The sequence below is a fragment of the Verrucosispora sp. SN26_14.1 genome (assembly GCF_004307965.1).
Taxonomy (GTDB): domain Bacteria; phylum Actinomycetota; class Actinomycetes; order Mycobacteriales; family Micromonosporaceae; genus Micromonospora.
In genome coordinates, this window is record NZ_SISL01000032.1 from 1 (window position 1) to 20,891 (window position 20,891).

Annotated in this window: 17 protein-coding genes; 9 read left to right on the forward strand and 8 right to left on the reverse strand. The window is 72.2% G+C overall.

Annotation, left to right across the window (positions count from 1 at the left end; genetic code table 11):
- A partial coding sequence (locus EYA84_RS05735; protein WP_131051962.1) for a BadF/BadG/BcrA/BcrD ATPase family protein occupies window positions 1-724 on the forward strand: 724 nt, incomplete at its 5' end.
- A 297-nt stretch (window positions 725-1,021) separates the two neighbouring features.
- Here the strand turns inward: EYA84_RS05735 and EYA84_RS05740 are convergent.
- Window positions 1,022-1,573, reverse strand: coding sequence for a GrpB family protein (locus EYA84_RS05740; RefSeq protein WP_161594911.1), 552 nt, complete (start codon window positions 1,571-1,573; stop codon window positions 1,022-1,024).
- An 85-nt stretch (window positions 1,574-1,658) separates the two neighbouring features.
- Between EYA84_RS05740 and EYA84_RS05745 the strand changes: the two genes are divergently transcribed.
- Window positions 1,659-3,122, forward strand: a complete 1,464-nt coding sequence (locus EYA84_RS05745) for an acyltransferase (RefSeq protein ID WP_131051964.1) — start codon at window positions 1,659-1,661, stop codon at window positions 3,120-3,122.
- On the opposite strand, the gene EYA84_RS05750 is transcribed toward EYA84_RS05745, so the two are convergent.
- Window positions 3,094-4,584 carry a CoA-acylating methylmalonate-semialdehyde dehydrogenase gene (locus EYA84_RS05750; RefSeq protein ID WP_131051984.1) on the reverse strand — a complete coding sequence of 497 codons (1,491 nt, stop codon included), beginning with the start codon at window positions 4,582-4,584 and terminating at the stop codon, window positions 3,094-3,096. The genes EYA84_RS05745 and EYA84_RS05750 overlap by 29 nt on opposite strands.
- Window positions 4,585-4,646: 62 nt before the next feature.
- A complete protein-coding gene (locus EYA84_RS05755; protein ID WP_131051965.1) occupies window positions 4,647-5,951 on the reverse strand; it encodes an aspartate aminotransferase family protein in 1,305 nt (434 codons plus the stop codon).
- Window positions 5,952-6,374: 423 nt separating this feature from the next.
- On the opposite strand from EYA84_RS05755, the gene EYA84_RS05760 reads away from it, so the two are divergent.
- Together EYA84_RS05760 and EYA84_RS05765 are read left to right on the forward strand one after the other, a co-directional pair.
- A complete protein-coding gene (locus EYA84_RS05760) occupies window positions 6,375-7,436 on the forward strand; it encodes a hypothetical protein (RefSeq protein ID WP_236145614.1) in 1,062 nt (353 codons plus the stop codon).
- Between the two features lie 151 nt (window positions 7,437-7,587).
- Entirely contained in the window at window positions 7,588-10,209 is a 2,622-nt protein-coding gene (locus EYA84_RS05765; RefSeq protein WP_201272304.1) for an MXAN_6230/SCO0854 family RING domain-containing protein, read from the forward strand.
- 5 nt (window positions 10,210-10,214) lie between these two features.
- On the opposite strand, the gene murD is transcribed toward EYA84_RS05765, so the two are convergent.
- Complete coding sequence (gene murD, locus EYA84_RS05770; RefSeq protein ID WP_131051966.1) at window positions 10,215-11,564, reverse strand: UDP-N-acetylmuramoyl-L-alanine--D-glutamate ligase; 1,350 nt, start codon at window positions 11,562-11,564, stop codon at window positions 10,215-10,217.
- An 89-nt stretch (window positions 11,565-11,653) separates the two neighbouring features.
- On the opposite strand from murD, the gene EYA84_RS05775 reads away from it, so the two are divergent.
- Window positions 11,654-13,009 carry a hypothetical protein gene (locus EYA84_RS05775; RefSeq protein ID WP_131051967.1) on the forward strand — a complete coding sequence of 452 codons (1,356 nt, stop codon included), beginning with the start codon at window positions 11,654-11,656 and terminating at the stop codon, window positions 13,007-13,009.
- Between the two features lie 203 nt (window positions 13,010-13,212).
- Here EYA84_RS05775 and EYA84_RS05780 read toward each other — a convergent pair whose 3' ends face one another.
- Together EYA84_RS05780 and EYA84_RS05785 are read right to left on the reverse strand one after the other, a co-directional pair.
- A complete protein-coding gene (locus EYA84_RS05780; protein ID WP_131051968.1) occupies window positions 13,213-15,000 on the reverse strand; it encodes a PucR family transcriptional regulator in 1,788 nt (595 codons plus the stop codon).
- A 40-nt stretch (window positions 15,001-15,040) separates the two neighbouring features.
- Window positions 15,041-15,847, reverse strand: coding sequence for an RNA methyltransferase (locus EYA84_RS05785; RefSeq protein ID WP_201272305.1), 807 nt, complete (start codon window positions 15,845-15,847; stop codon window positions 15,041-15,043).
- A 94-nt stretch (window positions 15,848-15,941) separates the two neighbouring features.
- Between EYA84_RS05785 and EYA84_RS05790 the strand changes: the two genes are divergently transcribed.
- Complete coding sequence (locus tag EYA84_RS05790; protein WP_201272306.1) at window positions 15,942-16,652, forward strand: SLATT domain-containing protein; 711 nt, start codon at window positions 15,942-15,944, stop codon at window positions 16,650-16,652.
- Window positions 16,653-16,796: 144 nt separating this feature from the next.
- On the opposite strand, the gene EYA84_RS05795 is transcribed toward EYA84_RS05790, so the two are convergent.
- Window positions 16,797-17,162, reverse strand: coding sequence for a hypothetical protein (locus tag EYA84_RS05795; RefSeq protein ID WP_131051971.1), 366 nt, complete (start codon window positions 17,160-17,162; stop codon window positions 16,797-16,799).
- A 380-nt stretch (window positions 17,163-17,542) separates the two neighbouring features.
- On the opposite strand from EYA84_RS05795, the gene EYA84_RS05800 reads away from it, so the two are divergent.
- The 3 genes from EYA84_RS05800 to EYA84_RS05810 all read left to right on the forward strand — a co-directional run bounded on the left by EYA84_RS05800 (window position 17,543) and on the right by EYA84_RS05810 (window position 19,782).
- Window positions 17,543-17,737, forward strand: coding sequence for an AlpA family transcriptional regulator (locus EYA84_RS05800; protein WP_131051972.1), 195 nt, complete (start codon window positions 17,543-17,545; stop codon window positions 17,735-17,737).
- 149 nt (window positions 17,738-17,886) lie between these two features.
- Window positions 17,887-18,339 carry a hypothetical protein gene (locus tag EYA84_RS05805; RefSeq protein WP_131051973.1) on the forward strand — a complete coding sequence of 151 codons (453 nt, stop codon included), beginning with the start codon at window positions 17,887-17,889 and terminating at the stop codon, window positions 18,337-18,339.
- A gap of 258 nt (window positions 18,340-18,597) precedes the next feature.
- Entirely contained in the window at window positions 18,598-19,782 is a 1,185-nt protein-coding gene (locus tag EYA84_RS05810) for a Cmx/CmrA family chloramphenicol efflux MFS transporter (RefSeq protein ID WP_131051974.1), read from the forward strand.
- A gap of 23 nt (window positions 19,783-19,805) precedes the next feature.
- Here EYA84_RS05810 and EYA84_RS05815 read toward each other — a convergent pair whose 3' ends face one another.
- The gene (locus EYA84_RS05815; RefSeq protein ID WP_131051975.1) at window positions 19,806-20,891 is read right to left on the reverse strand and encodes a DNA glycosylase AlkZ-like family protein; all 1,086 of its coding nucleotides are present in this window, start codon (window positions 20,889-20,891) and stop codon (window positions 19,806-19,808) included.

A 20,891-nucleotide genomic window follows, 5' to 3' on the forward strand; every position in this document is an offset into this window, starting at 1 on the left:
CGCCGATGCCTGGCGGACCGCCGGCCTCCGCTGCCCGTACGCGGTGCACGGCGACGCCCTCATCGCGTACGCCTCCGCCACCGCCGCCCCTCGGGGCACCGTCCTCGTGGCCGGCACCGGCGCCATCGCCGCCAGGGTCCGCGACCTACGCCTGGACCGCGTCGCCGACGGACACGGCTGGCTGCTCGGCGACGCCGGCTCCGGCTTCTGGCTCGGACGACAGGCGGTACGCCGACTGCTCACCGCCCTCGACAGCGGCACCGACCCGGGCGACCTCGGCCGACGGGTGCTCACCGAACTGACCGGCTCTGCCGAGATCGCGGCCCGCCCCCGCGACACCGTCGACGCGGTCGTGCAGGCCGCCACCCGTCGCCCACCGGTGGAACTCTCCCGCCTCGCCCCGCTGGTGCTCGACGCCGCCGCCGCCGGCGAACCGACCGGGGTCGCACTGCTCGACACGGCCGGCACCCACCTCGCCGACACGGTCGGCCGGATCCGAGCGGCCGACGACACCGACGTCCTGGTGCTCGGCGGCGGGCTGCTGACCGGCGACACCCCGCTGGCCGCCGCCGTCCACGCCGAGGCCCGACGACGCTGGCCGTACGCCCCGGTCCGACCGGCCGGGGACGGCGCCGCCGCCGCGGCCTGGCTGGCCGCCCGCGAACTGCCCGAGGTGACCGACCCGACCGCCCTGCACGCCCACCTGGTCCCGCCACCCACCTGACCCCCGCGCCACCGTCGGCCTTGGCCACCCCGGCCACCCCGGCCGGCAGCGGGAGCACGTTGCCCCGCATTCGCGCACATTGGCGACACTCATTGATCTGCGCCATTTGCTATCGGCCATCCGATCACCGCAGGCGCGGCCACCTGACCCTCCTTCGCCTCCTTTGCTCTGCTTCAACCCACGCCACATGATCGGCTCGAATTCGTTGCGCCGGTTGAAGCAGAGCAAAGGCGGCCGGGAGGACACTCTGAACCGCCGGCAGAGGGCCGATGGCGAGATCCTGCCGGACTCCCCGAGTCACCGGTCCGGGTAGTCGACGGCTGGCGCTTGCGTCCTGTCACGGACGCCGAGGACCTCGTTGACGAAGTCGTCCTTGTTGCGCGCATAGGCCGCCAGGTCGGCGCCGTGCGCCCGCGCGAGATCGCGCTTGAGCTGCTCGTACCGGGACCGGTAGTCCACACGCCCCCGCAGCGCGTCGCGGAACGCGATGCGTCGCCGCCAGAGCAGTGAGGTCGGCTCGGTGAGGTGGAGCTGACAGGTGCGCTCCCACCAGTTGTCGGTCGCCGGCTTGAAGAAATAGTGCGCTTCCTCCGGGCGGTGCACACCGTTGCGGTAGCCGAGAGCGGTCACCACTTCGATCGCCGCAACCGCCTCCGACAGGCTGCGTACCGGCGCCATCATGTCGATGATCGGTTTTGCTGCCAGGCCGGGAATCGATGTCGAGCCGATGTGCTCGACCGGCCCCACCAGCCACCGCCTGAGAACGGTTTCCAGGGCGACCCGTTCCTGCGCGAACAGCACCGCCCAGTGCGGATCGTGCGGGCAGAGAGTGACCGGTGTGCCCTCCACGCGTCTCATCGTCCCAGTCTCGGCGATGCCCTCCACGACGGCGATCGGCCGCCCGCTCCGCTTCACGGGCGCATACCCTCGGACCATGCGCCGCCTGGCCCGACTCGCCGCATGGACGCCGGCCGACCGCGAGCGCTACCTCGATCTGCTGCGGGCCGTGGCGATCATGATGGTCGTCCTCGGGCACTGGGCGGTCGCGACGATCGGCTACGACGAGCACGGGCAGCCCGACGGTCACTCCGCCCTGCCCGCGATCCCGTGGGCCTACCCGCTGACCTGGGCGGTCCAGGTGATGCCGGTGTTCTTCCTGGTCGGCGGCTACGCCAACGCCGCCTCGCTGACCGCGCACCGGGATCGTGGCGGAGACGCCGGTGGGTGGCTGCTCGGGCGCAGCGCCCGGCTGCTGCGTCCGACCAGCGCGCTGGTGCTGGTGCTGGCCGGGAGCGCGGTGGTGGCCCGGCTGGTCGGGGTCGAGCCGAGCATGCTCCGCACCGTCGTCTGGTTCGCCACGATCCCGCTGTGGTTCCTCGCCGCCTATCTCGTCGTGGTGCCGCTGACCCCGCTCATGTACGCGTTGCACCGCCGTTTCGGACTGGCCGTGCCGGTCGTGATGGCGCTGCTCGTGGCCGGAGGAGACCTCGGGCGGGCGATCGGGTACGAGACGGCGGCCCTGCCCAACTACCTGCTCGGCTGGCTGGCCGTACACCAGGTCGGTTTCGCCTGGTTCGACGCCCGCCGGGGAGACTGCGGCCGGGCGGGGAGCCGAGGAGCCGGCCACCGAACGGGTCGATGGACGCGCTGCCTACCGATGTCCCGCCGTGCCGCCGTGGTGCTGACCGCCGCCGGTCTCGGCGTCGCGGTGCTGCTCACCGCCGTGGGCCCGTACCCGGTCAGCATGATCAACCTGCCCGGACAGCGACTGGACAACGCGGCTCCGCCGAGCGTCGCGTTGCTGGCCGTGGCCACCGCCCAGCTCGGGCTGATCCTGCTGCTGCGCGAGCGGGCCGAGCGCTGGCTGCACCGCAGCCGCCCCTGGCAGGCCGTGATCGCCGTCAACTCGGTCGTACTCACCGTCTTCCTGTGGCACCTGAGCGCGGTGATCCTGCTGGTCGGCGCGCTGGACCGGCTCGGTGTCCTGCCCACCCCACCAGCCGGGTCGGCCGCCTGGCTGGCCTGGCGTCTGCCCTGGGTACTGCTGCTCACCGTGGTCCTCGCCGCACTGGTCGCGGTCTTCGGCCCGATCGAGGCCCGCACCGGCCGCTCCACCGCGAGTCGCCGGTACGGGTCCGCCACCCCGGCACCGGGCCGACCCGACGCCGATGCGGACCGCCCGCCGGAAGACGGACGGCCGCACCGACGACGGGTCGCCGTGCGGGGCGTCCTGACCGTCGCCGGTTTCGCCGCCGTCGGGTACGCCCTGGTGGCCAACAGCGCCACCGCCAAGACCGCACCCGAGCCGCTCGGCCTGCCGGTCGCCGCCCTGGTGGCCTACCTGGCCGGGGCGGGCGTCCTGCGCCTGCTCAGGTCTGGGTGGGGAAGCCGAGGTTGACCCCACCGTGGCGGGGGTCCAACCACCTGCTGGTGACCACCTTGCCCCGGGTGAAGAACGCCACCCCGTCGGCGCCGTGCGCGTGCAGGTCACCGAAGAGGGACGCCTTCCAGCCGCCGAAGGAGTAGTACGCCATCGGCACCGGGATCGGCACGTTGACACCGACCATGCCCGCCTCCACCTCGTGCTGGTAGCGGCGGGCCGCACCGCCGTCGTTGGTGAAGATCGCCGTGCCGTTGCCGTACGGGCTGGCGTTGACCAGCTCGACCGCCTCGTCGTACGAGCCGACCCGCAGCACCGAGAGCACCGGACCGAAGATCTCGTCGGTGTAGATCGACATGTCCGGGGTGACCCGGTCGAACAGCGTCGGGCCCAGCCAGAAGCCGTCCGGGTCGCCGTCGGGCGTCACCTCCCGGCCGTCGACCACCGCCACCGCACCGGCCGCCACGCCCGCCTCCACGTAGGACCGGACCCGGTCCGCGTGCGCGGCGGTGACCAACGGACCCATGTCGCACCCGCGCCGCCCGTCACCGGTACGCAACCCGGCCATCCGCTGCGCGATCCGGGCCACCAGGTCGTCGGCGACCGGCTCCACCGCGACCAGCGCCGAGATCGCCATGCACCGCTCCCCCGCCGACCCGAACCCGGCGTTGACCGCCGCGTCGGCGGCCAGGTCCAGATCCGCGTCGGGCAGCACCACCATGTGGTTCTTCGCACCGCCGAGCGCCTGCACCCGCTTACCGGCGCTGGTGCCGCGCTGGTAGACGTGCCGCGCCACCGGCGTGGAACCGACGAAGGACACCGCCTTGACCGTCGGGTGGTCCAGCAACGCGTCGACGGCCTCGGCGTCACCGTTGACCACGTTCAGCACCCCGTCGGGCAGGCCCGCCTCGGCGAACCACTCCGCCAGCAGCAGCGCCGCGCTCGGGTCCTTCTCGCTCGGCTTGAGCACCACCGCGTTGCCGGCGGCGACCGCCACCGGCACGAACCACAGCGGCACCATCACCGGGAAGTTGAACGGGCTGATCACCGCGACCACCCCGAGCGGCTGCCGCAGGCTGTACGAGTCGACCTCGGTGGAGACGTTCTCGCTGAAACCGCCGCGCAGCGCCGACGGGATGCCGCACGCGTACTCGATGACCTCCAGGCCGCGCTGCACCTCCCCGGCGGCGTCGGCGAGCACCTTGCCGTGCTCGGCGGTGATCACCTCGGCGAGCCGGTCCCGGCGGGCGTTGACCAGCTCCCGGAAGGCGAACAGCACCGCCGTCCGCTTCGCCAGCGACGCGTCCCGCCAGGTCCGCGCGGCGCGCGCGGCCGCCTCGACGGCCACCGCCACGTCCGCGGCGGAGGCCAGCTCCACCTCTGCGGTACGCCGACCGGTGGCCGGGTCGAACACGTCCCCGCGCCGCGTGGAGGTGCCGCTGACCCGCCTGCCGTCCACGAAGTGCCCGATCAGCTTCAGGGCACCGCCCTCCGTTCGCGACTGCGCGGCTCGCAGAACCGGCTCACTCCTCGCGCTCGCGCTCACTGGTCAACCTCCCCGCTGCTGGCGGACCGGATCGCCTCGACCAGGACGGCCAGCCCCTCGCGGGCCTCCTCCTCGGTAAGCGTCAACGGCGGCCCCATCCGCAGCACGTTGCCGTACAACCCGCCCTTGCCGACGAGCAGCCCACCCTGCCGGCACGCCTCGAACACCCGCCCGGTCAGCGCCGGGTCCGGCTCGTCGGTGCCCGGCCGGACGAACTCCACGGCGAGCATCAGGCCCTTGCCGCGTACCTCGGCGACCTGGTCGAGACCGGCCACCGCGGCGCGCAGGCCGTCGCCGAGGATCGCGCCGACCCGGGCGGCGTTGGCCTGGAGGTCGTGGTCGAGCAGGTAGTCCAGGACGGCGTTGCCGGCGGCGGTGCTCAGTGGGTTGCCGCCGTAGGTGGAGAAGCTGATCGCGGGCACCGACTCCAGCACCTCCGCCCGGCCGACCACCCCGGCCAGTGCGAACCCGTTGCCGACGCCCTTGGCGAAGGTGAGCAGGTCGGGAGTGACACCGTGGGCCTGGTAGCCCCAGAAGTGCTCCCCGGTGCGCCCCCAGCCGGTCTGCACCTCGTCGGAGATCAGCAGGATGCCGTGCTCGTCGAGGACCTTCTTCCATCCGGCGAACAGGCCGTCCGGTCCGTGCACGAACCCGCCGACGCCCTGGATCGGCTCGGCGATCAGGCAGGCCACGTCGCCGGAGGTCTGGGTGGCGAGCACCTCGCGCAGGTCCTCCACCGCCGCGTCGACCCGGTCGCCCTCGGGCAGTCGGGCGAGCAGGCCACGCAGCCGCTCACCGGAGTGCAGCCAGGCCACCTGGAGCGGGTTGAGCGCGCTGGCCGACCAGCCCCGGTTGCCGGTGGCGCCCATCGTCGCGTACGTGCGGCCGTGGTAGCTGTTGCGGACCGCGAGGATCTGGTGCGAGCGACGGTAGTTGGTGGCCATCAGCAGCGCGGCCTCGTTGGCCTCGCTGCCGGAGTTGGTGAAGAAGACCCGGGCGTCCGGTATCCCGGAGAGCCGGGCGATCTTCTCGGCCAACTCGACCTGCTGTCGGATCAGATAGAGCGTCGAGGTGTGCACGATCCCGGTGGACAGTTGCCGCTGCACCGCCTCGCGGATCTCGGCGATGTCGTAGCCGATCATGTTCGTCAGCACCCCGCCGAAGAAGTCCAGGTAGGTGCGCCCCTGCGCGTCGGTGACCCGGCGGCCCTCGCCGGAGACGATTTCGATCGGCTCGGCGTAGTAGAGGGGCATCCAGGACGGGAGCACGGCCCGGTGCCGGGCCAGCAGGTCGTCGGTCATCGTCGCACCCTTCGGTTCGCGGTCACCGCGACGGTGTCACCACCGTCGCTGCCCGGACAAGAGCCAACGTGTCGCCCGGTGGTCGGCAGCCGCTGACAGAACGTCAACGCTTTCCGTCGTCTACGGCGGTTTCGACCACGCTTCCGGTCGCCGGCTCGGGCACCGGCCCACGTTTTCCGCCAGCCCTCCGCCGGTATGCCGGGGCGTGCAGGGCCACCGCGACCAGGGCGAAGCCCACCCACCCGGCGGTCAGAGCGACCGCTGCGGAGAGGCCAGCGCGGGCAGGAACGACAGGGCAAACGGCCGTACCGCCGCCGCGAGCGACCGTCCAGACCACCGCCGTGAACGACCCGGCCCACGTCACACCGCCCCTGCGGGCCGCTCGACCGTCGTGCCGGGCCGTCGGCCGGTACGATCCGATCCGTGCCCGAGCGTCCCGTCCCACCGCCCGTGGCCGCGTCACCCCCCGCCGCCGGACCGCCGCCACCCACCGGCACACGCGATCCCGTCCCGCTGCCGTGCGGCGACCCCACCGACCCGGTCGCCGCGATCACCGACGGCATCAGCCGCTGGGTCGACAGCACGCCGATGCGGGAACTGGTCGCCGACTTCGACGGCCGATGGCCCGCCGGTGACCTCGGTGCCGTGCTGGCCGCGCTCGACGAGTTCTCCGCCGCGCACTGGGACTTCCGCGCGGGTCGGGAGCGGCCCGAGGCCCGCGAACCCGACCTCGACCCGCCGCGCCGCGCCCGGATCCTCACCGCTGCGGACGCGCTCGGTCTGGTCCGTCCCCGCCCACCGGCCCGCACCCGGTACGCGCACCTGGTGGTATTGGGCGGCCTGGCCCACGCCTGCCTGCGCCGGGTGACCTACGCCGCCCATCTACTGCGGGACCGGGTCGACGTCACCGGCGAGGTGGCCGTGCTGGGCAGCTTCCGGCCACTGTCCGAGACGGAACGCCGGACACTCGCCGACGCCGACGTGGCCGGCGGAGACACCGAGGTCGACGTGCTCGACGCGGCGGTCCGACGCACCTTCGGGCTGCGTGGACCGGACGCCACCGACGGGATCGACGCCGGACATCCGCACCACTCCTGGTCGTCACGGACCTACCGGCCGGCCGGGCTGCCGCCGGTGCGGGTGCTGGCCGCCCCGTCGAGCGAGCCGCAGCGACGACGCGCGCACACCGCCGACACGCAGCGGTTCTGGGCCGAACACGCCCGGCTCTCCCCCGGCGAGCCGGTCCTGCTGGTCACCGCACCGATCTACGTACCGTTCCAGCACTGCGACGCGCTGCGCACCCTGGCCGTGCCGTACGGCTGCGAGATCGACACCGTCGGAGTGGACCCCGCCCGGCCAGACCTGACCTGCCTGCCCGAGCCCACCCTCACCCCCGGCCGGTACCTCCAGGAGATCCGCTCGGCCATCCGTTCCATGCGTACGCTGCACACCACGCTGGTCCAGCGACCGTCCACGAGGTCCTGACGAATACCGCAGTGCGCCGCCGCAGCGTCGCCCGGTAGCCTTCCGGCGGCGAGGGCGGCTCCTGGGCGTGCTTCCTTCTGGGCTCTTTTCTGAAGAACTAGCGCGCCCGATCTCCGCCCTCGCTGTCTGTCCAGATACCCGGGGGGTGGCGGTGGCGGCACTGGCGTCGAACGTGGCAGTGGACCCGCTGGCGGTCACCCTGGTCCGCCGGGCGAACCTGATCGCGCCCGGTCTGCTCACCGGCGCCGGGCGCAAGGTCAAGCGGACGGGCCGACGACCGGCCACGGTCTCCGAAGGGCTCGCCGCGCTGGAGGCCGACGTGCTCGGGCTCGGCTGGCTGCTCGGGCCACGGCTGCGGGGCTGGCTCGTCGGCCTGCCCGCCGACCGGCTGGCCGCCACCGGGTTGGCGCTGCTCACCGTGTTGGAGCGGGTCGTCGGGGCGGACGCGCCACACGTGCCGTTGTTCCGAGACTTCCCCCGCCGGGTGCCCGCCGACACCGAACAGCTCTACGTACGCCGGATCTTCACGCTGCTGTTGCAGGGACCGGAACAGCCCTGTGTGCTCTGCGGCACGCTCGACACGGTGGCGGCCGTCTCTCCCTGCGCGCACCTGGTCTGTACCGCGTGCTGGGACCACGGCTACACCGGCTGTCCGCTGTGCCACCGCCGGATCACCGGCGACGGCCCGTTCCTCACCGTCGCCACACCGCCGAGCGCGGGACCGACCCTGCCGATGCCGCGCCGTGCCGCCGTGCTCGAACTCGCCGAGGACGCCGGGCGGGCCGTGCACGAGGCCCTGGCGACGCTGCTGGCCCGCCATACGCCGCTGTCCGACGTCGACCGGACGGACCTGACCTTCCTGATCGACCACGCCGGCACCACCCGGCTGGACTGGCTCCCCGCCGACCTCCCGGTACGCGAGACCCGGGCCCTGGTGCTCGGCCGGATCCTCGGCCAGCCGCAGCCGGTCGAACAGATCACCGAACTGCTCGACCGCCACGTCGGCACCGCCACCGACGCGCTGCGGCTGCTGTGGGTGCTGCACGGCGGCGACGCCGGCCTGGTCGAGCCACCCGCACGACACCACTCACTGCCCCGGCCGCTGCGGCGGGCGCTGCTCGCCCGGCTGGACGCGCTGGACCCGACGGCTCTCGTCGACGACCTGCTACGGCATCGGGGCCGGTGGTTGCGGGCCGCCGAGTCGCTGCACCCCTTCGCACATGCCGAGCGGCACCCCCGGACGGCTGTCGGCTTCGCCGTGCTGCGCGGCACCCGGCTCGACGGGCGTACCCCGCTCGGCCGTCTGCTGCTCACCACCGCCGCCGACGTGCCACTGCTGCGCGTCGAAGGCGACCGGCTGCGATTCACCACGTGGGCCGGCCGGGTCGAGGCAGCGCTGGGCACCGGCGACACGGCCGCCGCGCTGGCACTGCTGGCCCGTCGACCGGGCGAGTTGCTGCGTCGGACGGTGGCGCTGGCGGCCCGGACCGCGCAGCCGCAGCCGCTGCTGACGGCGGTGACGGACGCGGTGCGTACCGTCTCGCCGGGGGTGCTGATCGCGGCCGTCGGCGCGGTCCGTGGCGCGACCTGGCCGGCCGGCACCCGGCTGTTCTTCCCACGCGGCGGCCGGGCCCGCCTGTGGGCCATGCCGGACCACCGCGACCGCCTGCGGGCCGGTCTCGGCGGCGAGGTGGAGGCCGTAATCACCGGCGAGTTGCGCCGACGCGCCGCGCTGCTGCCGGGCACGGAACTGGCCGTGCTCGACGCCGGCCTGGTCGACCTCGTGGCCCCGTTCACCGAACGCACCGCATCGGCGGCCCTGGTCCGGCTACCTCGGGGCAGCCGCCAGCCGCTGCCCACCGGACGCCGGCTTCGGCTGTTCCTGCACTGGACCGAGCCGGTCGGCACCCGGGTCGACCTCGACCTGTCGGTGGCGATGATCGCCCCGGACGGCGGTTTCGTCGGATGGTGCGACTACACCCGGCTGCGCTTCGGTGACCGCGCTGCGGTGCACTCCGGCGATCTGACCTCCGCGCCGGCACCGCTGGGCGCCAGCGAGTTCGTCGACCTCGACCTGCCCGAGCTGCGCAAGCGCGGCGTCCGGTACGCCACGATGGTGGTGTTGAGCTACAACGACGTGCCCTTCGAGGCGATGACCGACGCCTTCGCCGGGTTCATGGCCGACCCCGGTCGGGGTGCGCCGTTCGAGCCGAAGGCCGTCGAGCAGCGCTTCGACCTCACCGGCCAGGTCAAGGTGTCCACCCCGCTGGTGATCGACGTGCAGACGGGGACGATGCGCTGGATCGACGCCGCGATGACCGGTAGCGGCGAGCAGCACTCGGTGGCCCGCTACTCCCGAACGCTGGCCCGGCTCAGCGTGGCGGCCGACGACCACTTCGCCGCCGGACAGCGGGTCAGTCTCTGGGAACTCGCCTGCTGGCATGCCGCCGCCCGGGCCCGGACGGTGATGGTCCGCTATGACGGCGACGCCAGGGTGACCTACCGACGGGCTCCTGACGAGTCCGTCGAGGCGTTCACCGCACGACTGGTCGCGCTCGGCCCGCCGGACGGGGACGGAGTGCCGGACGACGCGACCGCACCGGGCTTCGCCGCACTGCTCAGGGGTGACCTGACCGTCGCCGAGGGCGCGCCGGTGTACGCGTTGCACGCCGCCGCTCTCGACGCCGACCGGGTCCGTCTGCTCGACGCCGCCGACCTGGTCGCCGACCTCGCGCCTCCGCCGGAGCCCGCGCCTGTGCGGCAGACCCGGTAGGGCGGTCAGACCGGGGCGGTGGCGCGGATCGCCTCGGCGAAGACCTCCGAGCGGTGCTCGAAGTTGCGGAACCGACCGTAGCTGGGCGCGGCCGGGGAGAGCAGGACCACGCCACCGGCCGGGGTGACCTGCCGGGCCAACTGGACCGCGTCGGCCAGGTCCTCGACCAGTTCGGTGCGCACCTTCGGCAGCCCGTCCAACGCCTCGACGATGCGCGCTCCGCTGTCCGGGATGCCGATCACGGTCAGCTCCCGCTCGGCCAGGTGCTCGCGCAGTGGGGTGTAGTCCACGCCCCGGTCGGCACCACCGACGATCACGGTCAACGGCCGCCCGTCGTACGCGTCGATGGCGTGCATGGCCGCGTACGGGCTGGTCGCCAGCGTGTCGTCGACGAAGGTCAGGCCGGACGGGTCGACGATCTCGGTCAACCGGTGGGCCAGCCCCTGGAAGCCGGCGACGGCCACGGCCAGGGTGTCCTTGCGGTCGACCAGGTCCACGCCGAGGGCGTCGAGCACGGCCAGCGCCACGCAGAGGTTGCCCTCGTTGTGCCGGCCGACCAGCGGCAGCACCGCCCGGGGGAACAGCGGCTGGTCGACCCGGTGGAACCAGGGCGTACCGTCCGGGCCGGCGGCCACGTTCACCGACTCGGCGGTGCCGGCGCGGACCGCCGCGCGGTCACCCAGCTCGACGAGCAACCGGGGGTCGGCACCGTTGACGACCACGGTGTTCGGCCCGTACGCCAGCAGGTTGAGCTTGTCCCGGTAGTACTCCCGCTCACCGCCGTGCGCGTCGAGGTGCTCCGGGAACAGGGCGGTGACCACCGCGACCCGGGGCGAGTCGGTCAGGTCGCTGCACTGGTAGCTGGAGAGTTCCAGCACGTACAGCTCGGCCTCGGGCAGGTCCAGCGTCGGCACGCCGATGTTTCCGCCGAAGACGTTCGGCCGGTCCACCGCCGTCAGCAGGTGGTGGATCAGGCTCGACGTGGTGCTCTTGCCCTTGCTGCCGGTCACCCCGACGGTGCGCGGGCCGTGGTCGGCCATCCAGAGCGAGGTGCCCTGGGTGACGGTGGCACCCTGGCGACGCAGCTCCACCAGCCACGGGTGGGTCTGCGGCACACCCGGCGACCGGACCACCACGTCGGCGGCGGCCAACCGGGCGAGGCCCTCCTCGCCGGTGACCAGCGGGGCCGCCTCCGCCAGCGGCCCCTCCCAGGGCAGCGAGAGGAAGTTGGCGCTGTCGTCGACGGCGACGAGGTCGGCCGGGCCGTGGGCGGCGATCGCGATCACCGCGGCTCGTCCCTCCCGACCCGCCCCCCAGACGGCGACGGTACGTCCGCGCAGGTCAGACAGGCGCACAGCTTCTCCTCGGGTGCGACGGCAACGGGGCACGTGCGGGGTCCGGCGGAGCCGGGCACGGCCGGACGAACCAGGGCCTAGTATGGCGTGTGCCCAATACGCAGCTGGCGCGGATGGACGCGTTCACCTTCCCGTCCTACTCGATCGATCTCTCGACCGGGGAGGCGTTGTTCGACTACGCCCTGACCGGGCCCGACGGCGAGCAACGGTTCACCGAGGTGATCACGCTTCCGGTGCCGGAGGAGTCACCGTCGGACGCCGCCGTGGCGGCGCTCGGCCGGGTGCTGGAGCTGCTGCACGTCGTGGCCGGCGTCAGCTACTACAAGGCCGCCGCGCCGGGGCAGCTGGTGCTGCCGACGCCGCTGGGCCCGGCCGCCGCCGGGTTCGTCACCGCCGTCTACACCAAGGGCCTCGCCGAGTACGCCTACCGCAACCAGTTGCCGTACGTGCTCGACCTGTCCCCGGTGATCCCGGAGGGCCGGGTCGCCGCCGTCGGCGAGTACGACAACTCGGACCGTCGACCGCTCAGCGCGGTCGGCGGCGGCAAGGACTCGATCGTCAGCCTGGAGGCGATGCGTCGCGCCGGCCTGGACCCGGTCCCCTTCTCGGTCAACCCGAACCACGTGATCAACGCGGTGAACGCGGCCTCCGGACTCACCCCGCTGGCCGCCCGGCGACGCCTCGACCCGGTGCTGTTCGAGCTGAACGCCGCCGGCGCCCGCAACGGGCACATCCCGGTCACCGCGATCAACTCGCTGATCGCGGTCGCCACCGCCGTGCTGCACGGGCTCGGACCGGTGGTCATGTCCAACGAGCGTTCCGCCTCCGACCCGAACCTCGTCTGGAACGGCCACGAGGTCAACCACCAGTGGTCCAAGGGCGTCGAGGCCGAGGGGCTGCTCCGGGCGGCGCTGGCCGAGCACGCCGGGCTCACCGAACCGTACTTCTCCCTGCTGCGCCCGCTGTCGGAGCTGCACATCGCCCGACTGTTCGCCACCATCGACCGGTACGACGACGTGGTGACCAGCTGCAACGCGGCGTTCAAGCTGCGCGACGCCAGCGAGCGCTGGTGCCGCGACTGCCCCAAGTGCCGGTTCGTCTTCCTGGCCCTGGCACCGTTCATGTCCCGGGAGCGGATCACCCACATCTTCGGCGGTGACCTGCTCGCTGACGAGTCGCAGATCCCCGGCTACCGGGAACTGCTCGGCGTGGACGGGCACAAGCCGTTCGAGTGCGTCGGCGAGGTGGAGGAGTCGGTGGTGGCACTGAGCCTGCTCGCCCAGCAGCCGGACTGGCGGGACGCCCCGGTCGTCCGCACGCTGGTCGCCGCCGTACCGGACAGCGCGTGGGCCACGGCCGCCACCTCCGACGTCTTCACCCCCGGCGGCGGCCCCAGCTACGTCCCGCCCGCCTACACCAAGGCCCTGCACTCGCTGAGCGAGTGACGGCCGTCAGGCGAGCCGGTGCCGCACGGCCCCACCGCAAGCGCCCCACCCCCACCCCGACCCCCATGCCGTGCCCGTGCCCGTGCCCGTGTCCGGCGATCATGGACTAGTGGTAGTCGATATCGACATTTAGACGGCTTTTGTTCCCGCCACGACTCCATGATCGACGCGGCGGACACGGGCGGAGCACGGCGAGGCGGGGGTCAGGAGGTGCGGATGGCGTCCAGGGCCAGCAGGGCGACGTGCAGGGAGAGACAGGCGTCGACGGAGTCGAGGTCGACGTCGAGGATGCGGCCGATGCGGGCCAGCCGCTCGTAGAACGCCGGCCGGGACAGGTGGGCCGCCGCAGCCGCCGCCGACTTGTTGCGGCCCTGCTCCAGGTACGCCCGCAGCGTGCCGAGCAGGTGTTCACGCGGGTGCCGGGCGTCGTACGCCAGCAGTGCCCCGAGCTCGCGTTCGACGAAGGTCTGCACGCGCGGCTCGTCGCGCAGCAGGTGCAGCAGCCCGGCGAGCCCGACATGCGGCAACCGGAAGATCGGTAGGTCCCGGCGGTCGTTGCGGGCGGCCTCGGCGACCTGCCGGGCCTCGATCAGCGACCTGCCCGCCTCGCGCAGGCTGCTCACCCCGGAGCCGGCCGCGATGATGAGCCCGCCGGCGTCCCGGCCCGGCTCGGCCCCCTTGCCGCCACCGGCACCTCGTCCGGGTTCGGCTCCCTTCCCGCCCCCGACAGCCCGGGTGGCAGCCGGATCGGACGGTCTCGACTCGGGGCGGGTCCGGCGCAGCGCGGCGGCGAAGGAGGCAAGCGCCCGCTCTTCCGCCGCCGGGTCCGGCAGGGCCAGCAGCGCCCCCACCGCCTGGTCGTCCACGGCACTGGTCAGGCCGGTCAGGTTCGCCTCCCGCACCGCCTGGCCCACCGCCTCGGCCAGGTCCCGCAACCGGGCCGGACCGGGCTCGTCGCCGTCACCGGTCCCGGTCGAGCCGCTGTCCGGCTCGTCGGCCCGATGCCGGACCACCACCCCGACCAGGTGCCGGCGTTCCAGGACCAGCCCGAGGCCCCGAGCTCGCAGGGCCACCTCGTCCACCGGCCGCGAGCGGTCCAGCAACGCGGTGAGCAGGGTGCGGTGGATCTGCCGTTCCAGTCCCTCGGCGTCCCGCCGGATCAGCCGGCCCAGCGCCAGCGTCGACGCGGCCCGCTCGACCAGGATGGTCAGCCGGGTGGGCGGCGAGATCGCGCCGGTCACCGCGTCCCGCGCCGAGTTCCACTCGCCGCCGCCCGGCCAGCGCAGCAGCAGCCGACCCCAGTCCTCGCCCCGGGCGCCGACCATGGTCACCAGCCAGCCGCTGTCCGGGTCGTAGACCGTACGCCCGGCCGGCCGGATCCGCCGCGAGTGCTGCTCCCACCGGTCGAGCAGCAGTTCGGCGTTCTCCCGCGCCGGGTCGTACGCGAGCACCTGCCGGGAGAGGTTCTCCAACACCACCGGGCAGCCGGACAGCTCAGCGGCCTGCCGGACCACCTCGCCCGGGTCGGCGCCCTCCACCGACAGCTCGGTGAACCGCTGGTGGATCTCCTCCGCCGCCCGCAACTCGGTGAGCTGCGCGTCCACGATGAGTGCGTGCACCGCCTCGGTGACCCGGACGAACGGGGTGGCCCGGCGCAGCTCCACCAACGGCATTCCGGCCCGTTCGGCGGCAGCGGCCATCACCCGGGGCACCCCGGTGTGGTACCGGCGCCCCAGCTCCACCACCAGCCCGGAGACGCCGACCCCGGCGAGATCCCCGATGAAGGCGCGCAGCCCGGCGTCCTCGCCGGGCAGTCCGATGCCGGTGGTCAGCACCAGTTCGCCACCCCGCAGCAGGGTGGCGATGTCCGGCACCTCGGCCACGTGCACCCAGCGCACCGGCCGGTCCAGCCCCGCCTCCCCGGCGACCAGGCGCGGCGCACCGTGGCGGACCGGGTCCAGCGCGAGGACCTCACGGACGGTAGGGAACACGGGCGAAACGGTACCCGCAGGTCGGCCCGAACCTCGACGGTCAGGCGTCGTCGCGGCCCAACTCCCAGCAGGCTACGGCGGTGGCGGCGGCCACGTTGAGCGAGTCCACGCCGCGCCGCATCGGGATCACCACCCGTACGTCGCTGGCCGCCATCGCATCCGACGTCAACCCGGCCCCCTCCGCCCCGAGCAGCAACGCGGCGCGGGCCCGTTGTTCCGGCGTGAGCCGCTGGATCGGCACCGCGTCCGGGGCCGGCGTCATCGCCAGCACGGTGAACCCGGCCGACCGCACCTCGTCCAGCGCCGCCGGCCAGGGCTCCAGCTTCGCGTACGGCACGGCGAAGACCTCCCCCATGCTGACCCGAACGCTGCGCCGGTAGAGCGGGTCGGCGCAGGACGGCGAGAGCAGCACCGCGTCCACCCCGAGCGCGGCGACCGCCCGGAAGATCGCCCCGAGATTCGTATGGTTGTTCACGTCCTCCAGGATCACCACCCGGCGGGCGGTCGCGAGCACCTCGGCCGCGCTCGGCAACGGCGTACGCCGGAACGACGCGAGGACCCCCCGGTGCACGTGGAACCCGGTGGCCTCACGCAGCACGTCCTGGCTGGCGGCGTAGACCGGGGCGTCTCCGGTGTCCAGGTCCGCGAGTTGGTCGACCCGCTTGGCGTCGACCAGGTACGACCGGGCCGGGTACCCGGCCCGCAACGCCCGGCGCAGCACCAGCTCACCCTCGGCGATGAACAGGCCGTGCGGTGGCTCCCAGCGGGTCCGCAGCTCGACGTCAGTCAGCGCACGGTAGTCGCCGATCCGCTCGTCGTCCGGGTCGGTGATCAGGTGGACGGGCACCCGCCGATTCTGCCGGACCGCCTTCGACGGGTGCCGTCGTGGTCCGACCCGATCCGCTGGATGTCCCCTCGGGTTTGCAGGATCGAGGGGCGAGATGGCGGTGATCGCCAGCTTCGCACCGCGCCCGAACTGTCGCCGGCTTCCGACGCAGGAGGAGCACCCGCAGCCCCGGGTCGGCCGCGCCCGGTCCGACCTGCGACAGAGGGTGGAAGTGGTGATCGATGATGTCCATCCTGGACTCATGCGGTGGTTCGGGCAGAGGGAATCGGGCGTATCGCGTTCAGAGAGCGGTCTCTACGAACTCGTGGGTCGACGCTCCGACCTGCCGCTCAGCGACGCGATCGTGCACTTCCGCGATTTGGTCTCGGCAGACATCGACTGGGCCGACTCTCGCAAGATTCGCTACCGACGGGCCTTGCACCGAGTCAGAATCGCGTCTCTGGTCCTAGCCGCCGCATCGACAGTGGCGCTGGGAATCGACGGGTTCGATCAGGGCGCGAATCTCGCCCTGCCCATGGTCGCCACCGTGACCGTGCTCGGGGCGCTGGAGGGCGTGTTCGGCTGGCGGTCACGGCTGGCGATGATGGAGGAGACACGGTACCGATTGAACCGGCTCCGGGATGAGATGGACTATTACCTCACGGTCACTCCGTCGGAGAAGATGACCCGAACCGAGCTCGACCGATTCTTCGCCGAACAACAGATCATCTGGCGTGACGTGAGCCAACGATGGACCGAATTACGCGCCATGCACGCAGCGCCACCCGCCAACTCGACCGCGTCCCCTGGCGTGAACGGCGCCTGACCGCCTTGCCAAGCACCGTGTTGCCACCGACCCGACGGCTCACAAGCCCTCTTGAGCAGGCTCAGGGAGTTCCTTGGGGTCCGGCGGAGCCGACCTGCCACTTGGAAGTGACAGGTCGGCACCAGTTTCCGAACTAGCTAGGGTTCACCGTTCTTCCTCGGACGGCTCAGACAGATCAGGCTTTCGGCCCATTGCGAGGAACCGCGCGATCTCCTCGTCAGACAGTCCCCGCTGCGCCTCTGCCAAGTCCGTGAACATCGGCACGCCCGCTGACGAGGGCTGGTCGCACCAGGTCGTGTGTTGAGCGAGACGTAGCAGGCCGGTTATCCCGCGAGACAGGGTTCCGGCCTGCCGGATCGACAGGGGAAACGCCCCGGCAGGCCGCCTGACGTCAGGGTTGGTGTCGTAGGTCTCCAGCATGACCAGCAGCGGCGCGTCCATCGGCGTGTGGGCCATGCTCAGCGCCAGTCGGAGATTGACGAACTCTCGCCAGTCGGCGGAGATCACCATAGGGCGCGAAGTGTGCGATCGAGTCGGGTGATCAGGCGTGACCTGACACCCGGGCGCGCACCATCGCGGATGCAACATACGGTTACTCACGGGTCCACTCCTTCGCAGTGGATCTAGGTCCGGGACCGGAGCTCTCATCTCCGGTCCCGGACCGCCATCAGCAGAGCCTTACGCCACTGCCTTACGTCCGGGATGCCACGAGTCTCGGCGGGAGCATCGACGACTCATAAGTGATGAAATCAGCCCAAATAGACAGCTCGGCAAACCATGATCACCCCCTTTCGGACGTACGGCGACCACATCAGCCTCACTTACCACTTCGCCACCGTCAAGTGGGCAAGTGACGAAGTGGCAACCCCCGACCTGCTTACGGTCGCCAAGTGAGACTTGCCGCGTTGGCTGACGTCGCAGAGATGCTCGGCGGCGTGTCACGCACGCGTGCGACGGAGATCGTGAAGCGCCCTGGCTTCCCGAGTCCGGTCGACGTGGTCGGCAACGGCCGGATGCGAATCTGGGACCGCGACGCGGTTGAGGCGTGGATCAAACAGAATCGACCACATCAGCACGCCGAGTAGCCCGACGGGCTCCGAATCCATGGACGGTCCGGGATCTCCATCGCCGGCGGCCTCTTGGTGCAGGCCGACCGCCCGTGTCGTACCGGCCCGCCATGATGTGGCCGGGGTGACCGCTGCGGCTCACCCGTGGACGCGAGAGGAGCCGCCGGATGGACGCCGGACCACCGAGCCGCCTGGCCATCGACCATGACGACTACCACGCCGAGCACGTGGGGCACACCGGCGACGGCCGGCAGTTTTTCCTCACCACTCCGTTCGAGCCGGGCACCCACGGCAACGACGACGGCCAGGAGTTCGTCGCCCTCTATCTCTTCGACGGCGACGGGCGGTTCCTGGAGGCGAGGATCGACGCCTTCGGCCCGAGGGCGCTGATGGACCGCGAGGCGCGGCGGGCGGCGTACGAGGCACGGTTGGCCGCGCTCGGCCCGGTCACCTTCGGCCGCATCGAGGTCGCACCCTTCTCGGTCGACCGGTACGGCACCACCTTCGGGCTGATCCCCCGCGCGCCGGAGCAGGACGACGACACCTGGTGGGTCACCGTCGAGCCGGGCGACTACATGGCGTTCAGCCCGCCGTGGGACCTCGGCGAGTACGACACGTAGCTGGGCACGAGGATGACGACGCTGGCCCCCGAAATACGGTTGCATGACGACCGGTGGTGGTGAGTAGGGTGCGGGCATGTCGAGCCCTGAGGCATCCACGGTGGGGGCTTTCGGTCACGCCGTCAGCTCCCTGAACCGTTGAGTTCGTAGTTCGCTTCCCAGCGGTCTTCGCCGCACGGGACAGGTCTGCGCACGCCCTGGGCGCTGGCTGCGGTGACGAGACGTCTCTACTCCTTCTCGCTCACCTCGGAGCCCTCGATGCCTCTCCCGCTCTACCTGCTTGCCGTGGCGGTCTTCGCCATGGGCACCTCGGAGTTCATGCTCGCCGGTCTGGTGCCGGACGTCGCCGCGAGTCTCCACGTGTCGGTCGGCGCCGCCGGGCTTCTGACCTCGGCGTTCGCTGTCGGGATGATCGTCGGCGCGCCGCTGATGGCGGTGGTCGCGCGTCGCTGGCCGGCCCGGGCCAGCCTGCTGACCTTCGTGCTGCTCTTCGCCGTGACCCACGTCGTGGGCGCGCTCACCGCGAGTTTCGCGGTTCTGCTGGTCACCCGCGTGCTCGCCGCTCTGGCCAACGCGGGCTTCCTGGCCGTGGCACTGAGCACGGTCGCCGCGTACGTCGCGCCCGATCAGTTGGGGCGTGCCCTGTCGGTGCTGCTTTCGGGTACGACGGTGGCGACCATCGCCGGAGTTCCCGGCGGTGCGCTGCTCGGCACGTTACTCGGCTGGCGTGCGACCTTTTGGACGATCGCACTGCTCTGCCTTCCCGCCGCCGTCGGCGTCATCAAAGGCATCCCGTCCGATGCGGGGAAGACACCTCGGGGCACTCAGGCGGGCTCATCCCTTCGGGACGAGATCGCCCAGCTCGCAATGCCGAGGCTGCTTCTGGTCATGCTGCTCGGTGCCCTGGTCAACGCCGCCACCTTCGCCACGTTCACCTTCCTGGCACCGATCGTGACCGACACCGCCGGCTTCGGCGAGCTGTGGGTTCCGGTCGTACTGGTGCTGTTCGGGGTCGGGTCCTTCGTCGGCGTCAACCTGGCAGGACGGCTCTCCGACCAGCACCCCGGCATCGTGATCGCAGGTGGTGGCCCGTTGTTGATGCTCGGCTGGGTCGCGTTGGCGGTCCTGGCCGCCCAGCCCGCAGCACTCCTGCTCCTCGCGTTCGTGCAGGGCACGCTCTCCTTCGCGGTGGGCAGCACCCTGATCACCCGGGTGCTCTACGAGGCGGCAGGCGCACCCACCATGGGAGGGTCGTACGCGACCGCGGCGCTCAACATCGGTGCTGCCGGCGGGCCTGTCCTCGCCGCAGCGACCCTGAGGGCCGATGCTGGCGACCTCGGCCCGGTGTGGGTCAGCGGCCTCCTGGTCGCGGTCGCACTGCTCATCGCCCTACCGCTGCGGCGATTCGTCGCGCCCCGCCTCGGTCAGGTGACCTCCCAATGACCCACACGAACACCCGACCGCGTCTAGGGCCTGCTGACGGTGAGTCCGAGCCACGCGGCGAGGCTCTCGATCTCGGCGTGGACGTCGGCGGTCATCGCGGCGGTGAAGGGGACGTCCTCGTGGACGGCGTTGACCACGAGTCGGCCGCTCTTGCGGTCGGCGGTCGCGTCCAGCTTGCCGACGAGCCGGTCGTGATGGAGGACGGGCAGGGCGAAGTAGCCCCACCGGCGCTTCTCCCTGGGCTTGTACATCTCCAGGATGTACTCGAAGTCGAAGAGCTGCTCGGTGCGTACCCGGTCGTGGATCAGCCGGTCGAAGGGGGAGAGCAACGCCGTGCGGCCCTCGAACGGCAGCCCGACGTACGCCGGGTGGACCCGCCAGGTGCCGGGTACGCCCTCGACGACGGCCTCCTCTCCCACGTCACCGACGTACGGCGACTCACCCGGGATCTGCGGGCCGGTGGACCGGGCGATGCCGAGGGCCGCGAGTCGGCGCTCGTTGCGGAGCCGGACCGCGTGATCGTGATCGAGTTCGGGCAGCTCGACGGCGTAGACCCGGGCGGGGAGATCCCAGTAGCGCTGCCGTCCCTTCCGACCGGAGATCGCGATGTGTCCGTGCAGCGCCAGGGATTCGAGCATCTTCGTCACGTTGCGGTTGTTGGTCCACCCCGACGACGGCCACGGCACGACGCTGGTGTCGGGGATGTCCCGGGACAGCAGCGGGCCCGACTCCGCCAGCAACGCCAGGATGTCGCGGCGGAACGGCTCGTTGCCGTGCAGCCACTCCCCGATGGTCGGGTGCATCTCGGCACCGCGTGTCTCGGCGATCACGGCGGGCAGGTCGCGGGGCGAGCGGATGTAGGCGACCGTCTCCACGAGGGTCCGATCGGTCTCGACGGCCCGGATCAGGTCGGCAGGGTCGTAGGTGGAGCCGATCCGGCTCCACAGCACCAGGTCCGCACTCGGCGCGACGGCCGCCGTCGGGTCGATCTGGAGGAACGTCAGGCGCTCGACGACCGCCACCAGATCGGTCGGGCGCGGTGCCGCGAGCAGTTGCGCGTGCACCGCGATCCGCCGTGCCTCACCTCTGCTCAACCGGTGCACGACCAC

What these genes read in the sequence shown, in the direction of transcription:
- EYA84_RS05745 (WP_131051964.1), top strand. Translation starts at nt 1,659, where the DNA reads ATGCGCCGCCTGGCCCGACTCGCCGCATGGACGCCGGCCGACCGCGAG.
- EYA84_RS05755 (WP_131051965.1), bottom strand. Translation starts at nt 5,951, where the DNA reads ATGACCGACGACCTGCTGGCCCGGCACCGGGCCGTGCTCCCGTCCTGG.
- EYA84_RS05790 (WP_201272306.1), top strand. Translation starts at nt 15,942, where the DNA reads ATGGCGGTGATCGCCAGCTTCGCACCGCGCCCGAACTGTCGCCGGCTT.
- EYA84_RS05795 (WP_131051971.1), bottom strand. Translation starts at nt 17,162, where the DNA reads ATGGTGATCTCCGCCGACTGGCGAGAGTTCGTCAATCTCCGACTGGCG.
- EYA84_RS05805 (WP_131051973.1), top strand. Translation starts at nt 17,887, where the DNA reads ATGGACGCCGGACCACCGAGCCGCCTGGCCATCGACCATGACGACTAC.
- EYA84_RS05810 (WP_131051974.1), top strand. Translation starts at nt 18,598, where the DNA reads ATGCCTCTCCCGCTCTACCTGCTTGCCGTGGCGGTCTTCGCCATGGGC.